Origin of the sequence: Burkholderia sp. MS389 (assembly GCF_016899425.1) — a bacterium.
GTDB lineage: Bacteria > Pseudomonadota > Gammaproteobacteria > Burkholderiales > Burkholderiaceae > Burkholderia > Burkholderia sola.
This window is the reverse complement of record NZ_CP045995.1, coordinates 14,516-28,789: the sequence shown is the minus strand read 5'-3', so window position 1 is coordinate 28,789 and position 14,274 is coordinate 14,516. Positions and strand designations below refer to the sequence as shown.

Annotated in this window: 12 protein-coding genes; 1 reads left to right on the top strand and 11 read right to left on the bottom strand. The window is 68.7% G+C overall.

Annotated features, from left to right (window positions below; all coding sequences use genetic code 11):
- Window positions 1-5: 5 nt before the first annotated feature.
- The 4 genes from GJG85_RS16675 to sctC all read right to left on the bottom strand — a co-directional run bounded on the left by GJG85_RS16675 (window position 6) and on the right by sctC (window position 5,316).
- Entirely contained in the window at window positions 6-1,433 is a 1,428-nt protein-coding gene (locus GJG85_RS16675; protein WP_204384183.1) for a secretin N-terminal domain-containing protein, read from the bottom strand.
- On the bottom strand, window positions 1,430-2,215 hold the full coding sequence (locus tag GJG85_RS16670; protein WP_204384181.1) for a response regulator transcription factor: 786 nt from the start codon (window positions 2,213-2,215) through the stop codon (window positions 1,430-1,432). The genes GJG85_RS16675 and GJG85_RS16670 overlap by 4 nt, the downstream gene beginning before the upstream one ends.
- A gap of 88 nt (window positions 2,216-2,303) precedes the next feature.
- A complete protein-coding gene (locus tag GJG85_RS16665) occupies window positions 2,304-3,512 on the bottom strand; it encodes a PAS domain-containing sensor histidine kinase (RefSeq protein ID WP_080334123.1) in 1,209 nt (402 codons plus the stop codon).
- A 40-nt stretch (window positions 3,513-3,552) separates the two neighbouring features.
- A complete protein-coding gene (sctC, locus tag GJG85_RS16660; protein WP_176015394.1) occupies window positions 3,553-5,316 on the bottom strand; it encodes a type III secretion system outer membrane ring subunit SctC in 1,764 nt (587 codons plus the stop codon).
- Between the two features lie 109 nt (window positions 5,317-5,425).
- On the opposite strand from sctC, the gene GJG85_RS16655 reads away from it, so the two are divergent.
- Entirely contained in the window at window positions 5,426-6,526 is a 1,101-nt protein-coding gene (locus GJG85_RS16655) for an ATPase, T2SS/T4P/T4SS family (RefSeq protein WP_050011384.1), read from the top strand.
- 106 nt (window positions 6,527-6,632) lie between these two features.
- Here GJG85_RS16655 and pilV read toward each other — a convergent pair whose 3' ends face one another.
- From pilV to pilO2, 7 genes are all read right to left on the bottom strand, one after another.
- Window positions 6,633-8,342, bottom strand: a complete 1,710-nt coding sequence (gene pilV, locus GJG85_RS16650; protein ID WP_050011164.1) for a shufflon system plasmid conjugative transfer pilus tip adhesin PilV — start codon at window positions 8,340-8,342, stop codon at window positions 6,633-6,635.
- A complete protein-coding gene (pilM, locus tag GJG85_RS16645) occupies window positions 8,335-8,814 on the bottom strand; it encodes a type IV pilus biogenesis protein PilM (protein WP_050011165.1) in 480 nt (159 codons plus the stop codon). Before pilM ends, pilV begins: the two co-directional genes overlap by 8 nt.
- 52 nt (window positions 8,815-8,866) lie before the next feature.
- Window positions 8,867-9,421 (bottom strand): type 4 pilus major pilin, encoded by a 555-nt coding sequence (locus GJG85_RS16640; protein ID WP_204384179.1) that lies wholly within the window; start codon window positions 9,419-9,421, stop codon window positions 8,867-8,869.
- 102 nt (window positions 9,422-9,523) lie between these two features.
- A complete protein-coding gene (locus tag GJG85_RS16635) occupies window positions 9,524-10,600 on the bottom strand; it encodes a type II secretion system F family protein (protein WP_050011167.1) in 1,077 nt (358 codons plus the stop codon).
- On the bottom strand, window positions 10,590-12,374 hold the full coding sequence (locus tag GJG85_RS16630; protein WP_124554037.1) for an ATPase, T2SS/T4P/T4SS family: 1,785 nt from the start codon (window positions 12,372-12,374) through the stop codon (window positions 10,590-10,592). Before GJG85_RS16630 ends, GJG85_RS16635 begins: the two co-directional genes overlap by 11 nt.
- 4 nt (window positions 12,375-12,378) lie before the next feature.
- Window positions 12,379-12,909 carry a type IV pilus biogenesis protein PilP gene (gene pilP, locus GJG85_RS16625; protein ID WP_235356128.1) on the bottom strand — a complete coding sequence of 177 codons (531 nt, stop codon included), beginning with the start codon at window positions 12,907-12,909 and terminating at the stop codon, window positions 12,379-12,381.
- Between the two features lie 46 nt (window positions 12,910-12,955).
- Window positions 12,956-14,272, bottom strand: coding sequence for a type 4b pilus protein PilO2 (gene pilO2, locus GJG85_RS16620; RefSeq protein ID WP_204384177.1), 1,317 nt, complete (start codon window positions 14,270-14,272; stop codon window positions 12,956-12,958).
- Window positions 14,273-14,274: the final 2 nt, after the last annotated feature.

Genomic DNA, 14,274 nt, shown 5'->3' with positions numbered 1-14,274 from the left:
CGGCGCTATGCCGCCACGCGCGGTATCAGCAAGACGAGGCGGCGACGCGTGCCGCCCTCTCCCGCACTGCCGGAACCGGTATCGTCCGCGCGACGCTCGACATCGCCCCTGTGCCGCGCCGGCCCCTCGATGACGAGGCACTCGCCCGGCGCCAGGCTTTCGTCGACGGCCCGATAGCGGCGCGCATCGCGGCGACGCCCCAGTTCCACGCGCAAGCCGATACGCGGCATCGACGCGGCGCCTTCGACCGTCGGTGCAATCGAGAGCCAGAGATCGCGGGCGCCGTCATCGGGCAGGTCATCCTCATCGCGGCGTGCGAGACGTGCCTCGTGGCGGTCGATGACGGCCGGCGAGCGGTCGTGCGTGAGCGCCGTTTGCGACACCTCGATTTCGGCGCGGCCGCGGCTGGCCAATGCCTTGAGCTGCGCGAGCAGCGCGCGGCCGCCGTCGGGCGCGATACCGGCATCGCGGTGCGCGCGCGCGTCCGCCGTCGCCTGCTCGGCGGCTGCCCCGTCGGCCATGGCCGGCGGCAACGCGGGCCGCAACGCGTCGAGCGCGTCGCCATCGACATCCACCACCCACGTCTGGACCGATACGAGCTGCGCACGCACGTCCAGGCTGGCGACGAGCGCGCCGTCGGCGTCGATACGCTCGGCCCGATCGCGTATCAGGATGGAATTCGTCGTCGCATCCGCTTCGATCGCCGGCAACGCCGCATCGAACTCGACGATCCGCGGTGCATCGGCAATGGCGGTCCCGTTCGCCACGGCCGGGCGCTCGAAACGGCGCCGCAAGAGCGTGGCCACACCGGGCACGACGAGCGTGCGGCCATCGACCACGCGCGTTTCGTCGGCGGCATTCGCGGCACTCAGGCGAAACACCCGCACGGACAAGCGCACGCGCTCCCGCGCGTCGCGCTCGAAGCGCTCGGCCGCGGCACGAATACGCTCCACGTAGGTCGCCGGCCCGCGCACGTTCACCGTTTGCGCGGCGGCATCCACCGCCAACGGGAAGTGCGTATCGGCAAGACCTGCCTGCTCGAGCGACGTACGCAGCGCATTCGCCGAAAGGAAGTGAGGCCGGATGGCGATATGCGCCTGCTCGTTCGCGGGCGACACATGCAGGACCGCACCGTCGTAGTACCAGACGAATCCGTACGAACGGCTCATGACGTCGAGAAAGCGCTGCGGCGGCATGGCGAAACGGCCGCTCACGACGCCCTCCACCTGACCGTCGATGCGCAGCGCAACGTGCTGCCCCGCCGCGAAGGCATTCAGGACCTCCGCGAGGCCCGCGCCATTCGTCACGTAGACGAAGCGGGCGCCGGGGCCGCCGGCCCACGCCATGCTCGCCGCCTGCGCATGCACGGTGGCCGCGCAGACGAAGGCAGCGACGGCGCCGCGCGCGAGCGCTCGCGTGCGTGCCGCGCTCATGCGGCGCCTTCCGGCGACGCACCGGCGCCCGACGCACCGGCGCCCGACGCATCGGCGCCCGACGGATCCATATCCGGCTTGAGGGTCAGGCGGTAACCGGTCGCATAGACCGATTGCACGGTCCAGCCGACGCCGGCCGCCTTCAGGCTCGCACGCAGGCGGCTCACGTACATGTCGACGGAGCGGCTTTGCACGGCCGCATCCCAGCCCCAGACCACGCTCATCAGATCCTGCCTCAGCACGACGGCGCCCGTGTGCCGGGCGAGATGCCAGAGAATGTCGAACTCCTTGGTGCCGAGCTTGTGCGCCACGCCCGCCACCACGAGCGAGCGCGCCTGCTGATCGAGCGCGCATTCGTCGTCGACGAACATCTTGCGGCCCTGCACGTTCATCGGCGCGAAGCGCCGCAGCAGCGCGCGCATGCGCGCGAGCAGCACCTGCCTGTCGTAGGGCTTCACGAGATAGTCGTCGGCACCCGCATCGAGTATGCGCACGATGTCGGACTCCGCCGAGTGCACGGTCTGAAAAATCACGGGCATGATCGATTGCGAGCGGCTGCGGATCTTCTGCAGCAGCTTGTCGCCGGAAACGCCCGGCAGATCCCAGTCGAGAATCGCGAGATCGGCCCACTGCTCCGACAGAAATTGCTGCGCGTCGAGCCCGCTGTGAAAAGCGTCGATGTGGTAGCCCTCGCTCTTGAGCCAGGAATGAATGAGCGCGTGGTGCGCGACGTCGTCCTCGACGAACAGAATGCGTACGGGTTTGCCTGCAAGCGATTTCATGAGACCCCTTGGTTCTGACGGCCGCGCGGGAGCCGGCGGCCGGTCCGCGCAACGCGTGTCAAACGAATACGGGCCGCGCGCTGGCGCCTCACTCGCCGCGCGCCGCGCGCAACGCGCGGTCGGCATCGACGAGCGACGTCGCGTGCGGCTTCGCGGCGACGGGATTCAGGCACGGCAGACGCAGCACGAACACGGTACCGCCCTGTCCGTTGAGCTCGGCGTAAAGCGCGCCGCCGTGCATGCCGACGATCTGCACGGCGAGCTTGAGCCCGAGACCGAAGCCCGTTGCCGTCCGCTTGCCGAGCTTCTCGAAGTCGGTCAGCCGATCTCCCGCGACGAGACCCGGCAGCCCGCCCGCGCGATCGTCGACGACCACCTCGGCGAAACCGTCGGCCTGCCGGATCGACACCGTCACCGCCTCGCCGCGCGGCGACGCGCGAACGGCATTGTCGATGACGTTCTGGACCGCGCGCGCCACGAAGTTGCGCATGCCGCTCACCCAGAGCGGCGCGCTGTCGGGCAGCCACAAGTGTAGCGCGACGCCGCAATAGACGGCGGTGACCTCCAGCTGCGAGATGATCTGGCGCAGCGTCGCGCGCAGATCGAACCGTTTGAAGTCGCGCGCCTGCAAATGCTCGGTCACCGACGAGAAGATGAACTGCTCGCCGAGCGAGAGCACGTACTGCGCGAGCGCGGTGATCTGCTGCATGCCGCCGCAGCGCTCGAACGCGTCGGGGTCGCTCGCATCGAGCTGCGTGAGCGCGCTGATCGAATTGAGCGGCGAGCGCAGATCGTGCAGCAAAAAGCGCAGCGACATCGCTCGCTCGTCGAGCGAGCGAGCGAACGGCGTCACGTCCGTCACGGCGATGACGGATTCGCCCGCCCCCGCACCGGCGCACGCACCGGCGGGGCCCGCCTGAATCCAGAAGGTCGAATCGTCCACGCGTACCTCGCGGCCCGCTTCGAGATCGCGCAACCGCGGCACATCCGTCATCTCGAAGCGCTCGCTCAGCGCCACGCTGAAATCGACGCCCGCGGGCAGCGTCATCGCCAGCATCTCGAGCGCGCGCGCGTTCGCGTGGACGACCGCGCCCGCGCGATCGAGCACGATCACCCCGCACGGCAGCCCGCGCAGCGTGCCGCGCAGGCGGCGCGCGTCGTCGTCGGACAGGCGGCGATCGGCGGCGCCCTCGCCGCATGCGTCGGCGGGCAAGCCCGATTGGGCGGCCCGCGGCTCGGACTGCTTCCCGGGCTGCACGTCGGGCAGCGAATGCGGCTGAGTACGGGATTCGTTCACATGGCCTCCTGCATTACCCGGGGCGGGCGGTTGCGGTGCATCACGGCGAGATGACGCGCGGCGACAGCAGGAAGAGCCGCTCCATGTGGCTCTTCTGGCGGTTGTCGGTCCTGAAGAGCGCGCCGATCAACGGAATCTTCGAGAGCCCGGGCACCCCGGTCACGCCCATCGTCGCGCTGTCCGCGCGATAGCCGGCGATGAGCAGCGCCTGCCCCTCCTCGATGAACGCCTGCGTGTTGATCGTGCTGTTCTGGATCACCGGCAGGTTGCTGACCGTCTGATCGGTGAGCTGGCCGTCCTGAATCGCCACGTCGAGCTTGATGCGCGTGCGCCCGTCCTCCTCCACGACCATCGGCAGCACACGCAGCGAGATGCCGGTCGACACGCTGTAGAGATCGCCCGACGTGTATCCCGACACCGGCACGAAAAACTGCGTCTGGTTGTCCATCACGGCCTCGATGTTGTTGAGCGTGACGACCTTCGGGCTCGCGTCGATCTTGGCGGCCTTCGTCTGCTGCAGTGCCGAGATGCGCGCCATCAGATAGCGGCCGGCGTCGCCGAGCACGGCGGCCACCGATGCGCCCACGGGCGTCGCCGCCGCGAGCATGTTGCCCGCCAGCGCCGTCTGGCCGAAGTTCTGGGAGAGCGTGCCGTTGTAGGTGCTCTGTGCGAGCGTGCCGGTACCGGTCTGCACGTCGACGTGGCTGTTGTGCGCGGTCCAGTCGACGCCAAGCTGATGCAGCGCGTCGTCGTCGATCTCGATGATGTGCGCCTCGATCTCGATCAGTTGCGGTTTGACGTCGAGGCGATCGATCAGTTTGCCGTACTGATCCATCCGGTCGGCCGTATCGCGAATCACGACGGAGTTCGTGCGCTGGTCCGCGACGATGACGGGCAGTTGATCGTCGCTCGCCGGCGCCGTGCTCGTGTTCTGCGGCGGCGGCGGCTCGCCCACCGCCGCCGCCACGGCCGGCGACGGCTGCCCGGTGAGCCCGGCGAACATGCCCTTGCCGGCCGCGCCCGACGGCACCGGCGGCGGTACGTACGGGCCGTTGTACGCATTGCCGTTCACGTCGTTGATCGGCGTGGTGCGCTTCACGCCGCTCGCCGCGCGGCCGCCCTCGCCGCGTTTGTCGGCGGCCTTGGCCGTGCCCGGGTGGTAGATGCCGTTGAGCACGGCCACCACGCCCTGCAGCGTGACCTGCTGGCCGTCGATGGGCACCGTGCGGTCGTGCGCCCACGCGTGATAGAGCGGAAAGACGCGTACCTGCGTGCCGCTTCGATGCGCCGCGTTGTTGTCGAGCCGCGAGGCCACGTTCGTCACCATCTGCACGTAGCGAGGCGGCCCGCTCACGAGCGCCGTGCCCTGCGCGCTGTCGTAGACGATCGGAAAGCGCTCGTCGGCGATGCGCAGGCGGTCGAGCGCATCGCGCAGCGCGCCCGTATCGGCCGAATCGAGCTTCACGAGCGTGCTCTGCAGTTCGGCGGCCGTCGTGATGTCGAGTACTTCGCCGTCGTAGTACCACACGAAGCCGAACGACGCCGCGAGCGTATCGAGAAAACGCCGCGGCGGCAGATGGAACTTGCCGCTCACGGTGCCGCTCACGTCGGCGGCGATGCGCGTGGGGACGCCCTGGCTCGCGCCGAAGTCGCGCAGCACGTCCTTGATGTCCTTGCCCTGCGCTTCGTAGTCGACGCTCGACGACTTCCAGCGCACGGCCGCCGCCTCGGCGACGGGGGCGGTCGCCCCGAATGCGAGCGCGGCGGCGAGGGCCACGGTGCCCAGTCGGCGAGCCCAGTTCATGACACGCCGCCCGCGATGAAGCGTACGCACCGCCACGCGGTGCTTCTCCGACACATCGACAAAGTTTTCATGTAAGTTCCGACTATCTTTCATAGGAAGGGCATTGACGATGAACGCTCCGAGTCACGAACGTCGCGACCTGACGCGCGAGATTCTCGAATTGATCGACCTGCGGCAGACTTTCACCGACATCCATATCGAGCAGGACCGGCCGATCATGATCAAGGCGCCGCGCGGGTGGCTCGCCGTCGGCGAGGAGCCCGTGCTCCACGACGAAATGCTGCCCACGCTGGCGTCGATCGAACCGGACTGGGAGGCGCTGCTTCAGCACGGCGCGATCGATCGCCCGTTCGTGCTCACGCGCTGCCGCCTTCGCTGCAACATCTACCGCACCAATGGCGGCCGCAAGCTCGTCATTTCGATCCGGCGCCTGCCGCTGCAGCCGCTCGCGCTCGACAAGCTCGGCCTGCCCGCCTACGTGCGCTCGATGATCGACAGCGCCAAGGGGCTGATCCTCGTGACGGGCCCGACCGGCTCGGGAAAGACGACGACGATCGCGTCGCTGCTCGAGCACATCAACCGCACGCGCAACAGCCATATCGTCACGATCGAGGAGCCGATCGAATACGAACTCGAGGGCCGCACGTCGATCGTCTCGCAGCGGCAAGTGCCGACCGACACACCGAGCTTCTCGGCCGGCCTGCGCGAGGCGCTGCGGCAGAAACCCGACGTCATCATGGTCGGCGAGGTGCGCGACCCCGAGACCGCGGAGACGGCGCTGCAGGCCGGCGAATCGGGCCACCTCGTGCTCGCGACGATGCACACGGGCAGCGCGATCGGCACGCTCACGCGGCTGCTGTCGTTCTTTCCGGCCGAGCAGCGCGAGCGCTATGCGGCCGCGCTCGCGAACTGCCTCATCGGCGTGATCTGCCAATGCCTCGTGCCGACCGAGGATGGCGAGAACTTCGTGCTCGCGAGCGAACTGCTCTTCAACAACAATCAGCAGATCAGCGGCCTGCTGACCGATCCGGGCAAGCTGCCGTACCTTGCCGAGTTCATGAAGCGCAAGGAAGACAACATGTCGCGCATGCTCAACGATCACCTCTTCAGCCTCGTATCGAAGCAGCAATGCCTGCCACGCGACGTGCTGCGCGCGACCTACAACCGGCTCGAGCTGCACGAAATGCTGCAGACGCTCGCGCCGCACTGAGCCCGCGCGAAGGCGGTGCCGGCGCAATGGCGCCGCTTTCGCCGGTCGCGCCGTGCGTGGCCGTGCTGCGAAGGTGTGCGGTATGGATAGGCTCACGGTCGGGCGCTCAGTAGTAGGAGTTGATCGTCCAGCCCGCCGCGACGGGCGTGTTCCAGACCGTCTGGCCGGACTCCCCGCAAAAGCTGCTGATCCACGGCGTCGTGATACCGGCGTACGTCGCCCAGTTCGTCGTCACGACGATCGTGTAGGTGCCGGGCGTGCCCGCCTGGGACAGCGCGTTGTTGATCCCGCCCGAATCGTCCTGAAGCGTCGGCGTCTGGCTCTCCGTATGCCCGAGGTTGTGGTTGCCGCCGTCGGTGATGTCGATGCTCTGCGAGAGCTGCCCCCGGTTGCCGGTAGGGCCGTTGCACATGCCGTCGTTCAGGTGCGCCCAGGTGGACGCGACGATGATCCCCGGCTTGGCGAGGTTGACGGTCGTCCTGAACGTATACGAGTACGTACCGTTGCTGCCGTTGTACGAATAGGCGCCCGACTGGAAGTTCGTCGCCGGCTGGCCCGTGCAGGCCGAGTAATCGCCCGCGCCGTTCGGGTTGGCCATCACGAGCTGACAGCCCGTGAGCGACGACGCCGGCTCGATTTCGCTTTGCGTTTGCCACCTGCCGCCGCGGCACGACAGCACGCGTCCGTTCGCATCGGTGGAGACGAGCGTCGTGCTCGCCGACGCGGGGGCGATGGCCGAATTCTGCGGCGCGGGCGGGCATGGGTCGCCGACGTTGTGCGCGTTGCCGAGCGCGAGATTGCCCGCTTCGTCCACCGCCAGCGCCTGCCATGTGGCGCCGTTGTACGCATAGGCCCGATTCGTCGCGGTGGTGAGCCGCACGTCGCCCTGATGCGCGGCCACGCCCGCGAGCGCCGCTTCGTCGGCCACCGGCTCGCGCCAGTGATAGGCCGCCTGCGGCACCCAGAGGTTCTGCGTGCCGTCGCAATTCAGGACGTTGCCCGACGCGTCGGCCGCGATGGCGCCGGGCTGCGTGCAGGCGGCATAGTCGATCTGCCGCGCGAGCACGATCGGCACTTGCATCGTGTTCGCCTGCGGATTGCCCGGCACGGCCACGCGGTACAGATAGTCGACGTTCTGCGCCTGCGTGCCGTCGTAGAAAATGAGGCTCGCGAGATGGCCCGTGCCCGTTTTCTTGCCTGTGCACGATGTATTCGCCGGGTTCGGCGTATCGATTTTCCAGGTGCCGAAGGCGCCGGTGGCCGCGCCGTTCGCATTGTTCGTCGCCTGGATCGAACCGCCGCCCGGGCCGGCGTTCGCCGCGATGTAGCCGAGTTCGGGATCGGGAATGGTCCGGCCGCCCTCCGTGACGAGCAGCGCCTGCAACGCCACCGGGTTCGCGCCGCCCGGCGCCGCGTAGACGAGCAGGCACGGCGCCTGACCATAGGGGTTCGTGCCGCCCAACGCATTCGGAAGGTAGGTCGACAGCTGATACGTCGAGCCGGTCATTTTCGCGATCACCGGCGAGGTGGTCGTGGCCTGGGCCGCGAGCGCCGTGTAGTTTTGCCGAATGAGCCGCGTGGCGGCCGCCGTCAGCTGCGATTGATAAAGCGCGGCCTGCTGCGCGCGCGTATCGTCGAGCGACGAGTTCGTGAGCGTGACGAGGCCCGCCATCATCAATGCGGCGAGCGCAAGCACGGCCAGCATCTCCACCATCGTGAAGCCGGACATGCGGCGAGCCGGCCGCGCGCGGGGGCCGCGGCGCCGCATGCCGGTGCGGGCAAGGGTGCGGGTGCGGGTGCGGGTGCGCTCAGTCATACGCTTGCGCCATCCATACCGGCATGCCGTTCGGGATCGCGTTCGCCAGTGCGGCCGGCAGCGGCACCGCCGGGTTGCCCGGAGACACGAGGTTGGCGCCGAGCGCCACGCCGGCCAGCGCCGAGCCCTGCGCAATCTGCTCGATGCCGTCGACCGCCGCCGCGGCCGACGCGGATGCCGCATAGACCACGACCAGGCTGCCCGCATAGCCGGCATTGGGCTGGACGTAGTTCCGCCACATCGGATCGGGAACGGTCGCCCCGAGGGAGGGCGCGAGGCTGGCCGCCGGCACGCTGCCGGCGAACGACGGGTTGGCGCGCGCGAACGCCACCACGGCCTGCCGGTAGGCGCTCATGTTCGCCGCGAGCGCCATCGCCGACGGCGCGAGCGGTGCCGGCGCCGCCTCGGCGCCGAGCAGCGCGTAGGCACCGGTCAGCATCGCGAAGGCGGCGACGATCCAGATCAGGAACATGGCGGGCGGCTCGTGGCGTCAATCGGGGCGAAGGCCGGTACTCGGGCCGCGATCAGGCCGAGGTCCAGATGATGTTCTTCGCACCGCCGGCACAAGCCGCCTGAGCGGCGGCGGGCGTGACCGGCACGGTTTGCGCCGCACCGCCGATCGAGACGGCCGTCCAGGTTCCGCCAGCCGATGCTGCGTTGATGCAGACGTCCGTCGGCACGGAATCGAATTCGATCGTGAAGGTACCGCTGCCGGTGCCCGTCACGGTTACCGCGCCACCCCAGGCATCGGTGACGGTATTTGCCGCTGTGTCGATGACGAGCGTCGTCGGGATGATGCCGGCGGCAATGGCGACGGTCGTCGCCAGCCCGTTGTAGCCGTTGGTCTGCCCCATATACAGCTTCTTGACGCCGGTCTGGATGGCCGTCACCTGCTCGGCCGTCTGATTCGACGAAGCACTGCCGAATGCGCCGCGCAGCAGCGCAATGGCGCCGATGACGACGATGGCGGCGATCCCGAGATAGGCGATCGCTTCGAGCAGCGTGGCGCCACGCTGCATGCGCCGCGACCCGCGGCTACCCACCTTGGCGCGAATCGATGCGATGGTCTTGACATTCATGTTGCTCTCCTTGGTTTCCTCAATCGGCACTCGAGAAAGACGTGCCGCTCCTTTCGACACCCGTTCGTTTGCACTGCGCTTACACGTCATTACACGGCAGGCTCAATGCAGACTCCGGGCCAAAGCCGCAATTTCCTGCTGAATTCCGAAGAAGCCGCTGATCAGCCACGACAGCACGAGCGCGAGCACGACGATCGCCGCGCCGTTGACCACGCGCATCTGCGCCTCGATCGTCTCCACGCCGTCGGTCATCCATTCGTTGGCGATCGCGTGCAGCGCCTCGGCGAAGCCCTTGTATTCGGCATACACGCACAGATCGTCGACGATCTCCTCCGAAGGAAACCGGTAGCCGGCGTTCTTCATCGCCTCGCCGACGTTGAGCCCCGATTTCACGCCGAAGAGCATGTCGTCGATTCGCCGCCTGAGCCACGGCTTCGCATCGGTGGCGAGCCGCGCGAGCGAGCGTTCGACCGTGAAGCCCGCCGCCTGCAGCGACGAAAACGCGACGAGAAAACCGCAGCCCGTGATGAGCCGATAGATCGAGTAAGGCGGGTAGCGGTCGAGCCAGACCCGCACGTTGCCGGACCAGCGCGGCATCGAGTAAAAGAGCGCCGCGACGAGGATCGCGAGCACCACGAGGCAGTAGATCATTCCGCCCTGCACGAACCGGGACAGCTCGTAGAGCGACTTCGCCACGCCGTGCCAGTGCTCCGGGTTCACGATCGACGCGAAGCGCGGAATCACGAGCTGGCCGAAGAGGTACACGTACCCGATCGTCATCGCCACGATCACGCACGGGTAGGTCAACCCGCCGACGATGGCCGTGCGGATCCGGCGGCTGTACTGCACGACGTTGCACACGTTCAGCAGCGCGGCCTCGAGGCGCCCCGACTGCTCGCCGGCCATGACGATCATCTGCTCGGTATGCGGCACCCACCACGCCATTGCCTCGGCCAGCATGCCGCCGTTTTGCACGACGCTGCGCCAGTCCGCGAGCGTCAATGCCAGCGGCTCGTTCGGCTTGCGGCCCTCGTGCGACGCACGCAACTCGAGCTCCTCGAGAATCTTGAGCAACGGCAAACCGTTCGCGAGCATTTTCGCGATCTTGCGATAGAGCCGCAGGCGCGCCTGCGTCGTGAGTTGCAGGCGCGCCCAGCGCCGGTTGAGCTCAAGTGCCATAGCCGCTTCCGAGCGGCTGCGGCCGCCCCCCGCTGCCCGGCATGAACGGGCCGACCACGCGCTCCGCCATGCGCGGATCGACGAGGCCCGCCGCCACTTTTTCGAGCGCGTGCTGCGCGACCGTCTGCCCCGCGAGCTCGCCGAGCCAGTACGCGTGCGCATCGGGCTTGCGCCCGGCGCGCAGCAATTCGCAAAACGTCGCGTCGGTGCGCACGACCTCGGCCACCACGGTCCGGCCGACCGTGCCGTTCTTGCAATGCGGGCAACCGGGCCCGGCCACGCGCACCGCGTCGAACCGCGCGCCGACGGCCCGCTTCACGCGCGCGACGAGCCCCATGTCGAGCTGCGCCATCGACTCGGCCAGCGGGCGCGAGCAGTGCGGACACAGCAGCTTGACGAGCCGCTGGCTGATGAGCCCCGTGACGAGCGATTCGTCCGTCACCATCGCGATCGGCAAGCCGAGATCGACGAGACGGTCCACGATCGCGAGCGCGCCGTTCGCGTGCACCGTCGTCCAGACCTGATGGCCCGTCATCGCGGCGCGCAACGCGCTTTGCGCCGATGCGCGGTCGCGCACCTCGCCGATCATGATCGTATCGGGATCGAGCCGCATCGCATTCGCGATCGCGGCGGCGAACGCGAGCGAGCGCGCCTCTTCCGTCGGCGCGTTGACGACGGGCGTCTGCACCGCGCCCTCGATCGGGTACTCCACCGGATCTTCCACGGTGATGACGTGGATCGAGCCGGCCATCTCGCGCAGTTGCTTCGTCAGCACGCGCTGCAACGTCGTGGATTTGCCCGAGCCGGTCGGGCCGCTGATGATGTTCATGCCGTGCGGCTGCTGCGCGAGCAGCTCGAACGCGTTCGCCTGCGCCACCGTGAAGCCGAGCTCGGTCAGGGCCGTCGCCTCGCCTGCATCGTTGTAGAGCAGCCGCAGCACCATGACACTGCCGACGCTCGTGGGCGCCGTCGCGATCCGCACGCCGAAAAGCCGGTCCGGCAGCTTGTCCCGATCGCCGATGGCCGCGTCCTGGCGCTCGTTCGGCTTGTAGGTGTTGTCCGATACGCTCGACATCGCCGCATAAAGCGTGGCGAGCAGCCGCTCGCCGTACTCGCGCGTCTGCTCCGACATGCGCACGAGTTCGTTGTGGATGCGAAACAGAATCTCCGTGCTGAAGCGGTTCACACGGATATGGATATCCGACGCACGCGCATCGCACGCCCGCGCGATCAGGTTCTTCGCGACGACCTGCATCTGCGTGTGATCGATGCGCTCGGCGCTGCCGTCGCGGCGCGGGCCCTGATAGCTGCGCCTGATCGCATCGAGCGCCACGAGCCGCGTCGTATAGCGGCAATTGAGCCGTTCGAGCCTCGCGCAGTACGACAGCACGAACGGATTCATTTCGTGCCCTTCGGCCACGAGCAGCGTGCCGTCGTCGAGCAGGCAGAGAAACTTGCGCTCCTCGTCGCTCGCGGCGAACTCGCCGCTGTCGGAAAGCGGGCGCGCCACGGCGGCGAGCGGCAGCGCCTGCCCCGGCGGCTGGCTTTGCGACGCCGTTTGCGCGGGCTGCACCGAAGCGGCGGCGGCAGCGGCCACGGCGCTCAGCACCGGCTCGCGCGACCGCGCAACGGGCGCGAGCGCCGGCGCGGCCGGGGCCGCGGGCTGAACCTGCGTCACGGACGGATCGGTTTCGATCGGCTTCACGGCGCGCGAGAGAATCAGCGGCGTCACGCTTTTGGGCGTCTTGCCCGGCGGTGTCGGAGACGAACTCATCGCGTCACCTCGCAGACATCGGCAAAGCAGGCAGCGTCGGCACCGGCGGCACGCCGGGCGAGCCTGTCGACGCTACGCTGCGCGCGGGCTGCTGCCGCGCGCTCGCGGAGACGGTCAGCGTCGTGCGCCGTCCGTCTTGCGATGCGAGGACGATCGCACCCGGGCGAATGGCCGCCACGCGCATGCCGTTGGGCAGCGTATCGCCGGGCCCGACGTCGAACTCCGCGCCGTCGCTCGTCGCCACCGTTGCGCCGAGCTTCTTGCCGAGCCCTTGTGTCGCCACGAGCGACACGTCCGAATACGACGAGACGGTACTGCCCATCCGGTGCAGCGCTTCCTGCCGCTCCGCCACCTGCGCCTGCGCGTCGAGCTTTTTCAGCTGGGCCTTGAGGATCATCGTTTCCTCCTGTAGCCGCATCAGTTCGTTGGCTGCCTGCACGGCGGCCGGCGTCGGAACGACATTCATGCGCGGCGCCGCTTCAGCGGGCGCGGCGGCCGTGGCAGCTGCGGCGCCGGCCTCGCCGAACGCGGCCAACGGCCACGCCCAGCAGCAGGCGAGCACCAGTACAGTCAATGCAGCGTCATTTCTCATAGAGCACTCCGTCGAGCGTCCACTGCCCGGATTTGTATGAAAGCGTCTCGACGCGCACACCCGGCTCGTCGAGGTACCTGATGAGGCTGTCGGGCCGCACGTCGTCCAGTTGCGCCGACATGCGCCAGGTCTGCCAGCGCGGCGCCGGGGGCGGCTCGCCGCCCGGGTGCAGGCGGTCCAGCGTTTGCGAAGCGAGGCTGCGCTGCGGCGCGCTTGCCGGCTGCAGCGTGAACGTCAGGCCGATGCCCAGCAACTGGAAGGCGGAAAGCATGCGCAAGCGCACGCCGCGCACGCCCTCGAGCACTTCGTCTCCCCCCACGGGCAATGCCAGCGGCTCCACGTAGCTCGCATGCTCGCCGTTGCCGTCGATCGTCGCGCGCGGCTCCGCCGCCATCAACATCGCCACGTTCGATCCACCCCGCGACCAGCTGTAGCTGACGTTCGACGCGCGGCAAACGTAGTCGTCGAGTTCCCAGCCGCCCGGCGCGAGGTGCGTGAAGTGATCGAGGCACGCGCGAACGAACGCATCGGGCCGTGGCTCGCTGGCCCACGGGTGCGGCGCTTCGGGCGGGGCCGCGGGCTTGGGCGGATGCAGCGCGAGCTCCGCGCGCATCCGCTCGAACGCCTGCTGCCGCTCGAGTTCCATGCGGTGGCGCCGGTACGCGACGATGCCGGCCGCCACCGCGGCCGCCACCACGATCGCAGCGGCGGCGAGCAGCACCTCGCGCCGCGGTGCGCGCCGCGAGACACGCGACAGATTGAGCCAGCGCGGCAAATGCGGCTTGCCGCCCCGCCGCGGGATCATGTCCTCGATGCGCCGCGCGTAGAAGTTGTGGAACCCCTGCACTTCCAGCTGCGGATCGCCGATGACGACGTTCCAGCCGCCGAGGCTGTAATCGCCGTGCAGCCGCTCGAACACTTCGTCGCTCGAACCGATCCAGTCGCCGTTCGGCAGGAACGCGCCGTCGCGCACGGCGAAGTAGGCCCAGCGCCCGTCGGGCAGATGAAACGCGCCGAGCCAGTTGGGCGCCGGCTGCTGGCGTCCGTCGTAGAACGCGCCTTCGGCCGCGATCGTCTTCGACACGAGCGCGCCGAGCGACGGCAAGCCCAGTTGCGCGCCCTCGCGCGTGCTCGCGAAACCCGCGCCCGCGAACGTGCGGTCGATACGCAGCACCATCGCATCGAAATTCAGGCGCGCGGCGAGTTCCACGGCCTCCGCGCGCAGCGCGTGCCGGCGCGAGAGCGATTGCCAGAAAAGGCCGCATATGAAACGCTGGCGGCCGATCTGGATGACTTGCGTCGCCATGA

Coding starts and splice junctions, on each gene's coding strand:
- GJG85_RS16675 (WP_204384183.1), bottom strand. CDS start 1,433: ATGAGCGCGGCACGCACGCGAGCGCTCGCGCGCGGCGCCGTCGCTGCC.
- GJG85_RS16670 (WP_204384181.1), bottom strand. CDS start 2,215: ATGAAATCGCTTGCAGGCAAACCCGTACGCATTCTGTTCGTCGAGGAC.
- sctC (WP_176015394.1), bottom strand. CDS start 5,316: ATGAACTGGGCTCGCCGACTGGGCACCGTGGCCCTCGCCGCCGCGCTC.
- GJG85_RS16655 (WP_050011384.1), top strand. CDS start 5,426: ATGAACGCTCCGAGTCACGAACGTCGCGACCTGACGCGCGAGATTCTC.
- pilV (WP_050011164.1), bottom strand. CDS start 8,342: ATGACTGAGCGCACCCGCACCCGCACCCGCACCCTTGCCCGCACCGGC.
- pilM (WP_050011165.1), bottom strand. CDS start 8,814: ATGTTCCTGATCTGGATCGTCGCCGCCTTCGCGATGCTGACCGGTGCC.
- GJG85_RS16640 (WP_204384179.1), bottom strand. CDS start 9,421: ATGAATGTCAAGACCATCGCATCGATTCGCGCCAAGGTGGGTAGCCGC.
- GJG85_RS16635 (WP_050011167.1), bottom strand. CDS start 10,600: ATGGCACTTGAGCTCAACCGGCGCTGGGCGCGCCTGCAACTCACGACG.
- GJG85_RS16630 (WP_124554037.1), bottom strand. CDS start 12,374: ATGAGTTCGTCTCCGACACCGCCGGGCAAGACGCCCAAAAGCGTGACG.
- pilO2 (WP_204384177.1), bottom strand. CDS start 14,272: ATGGCGACGCAAGTCATCCAGATCGGCCGCCAGCGTTTCATATGCGGC.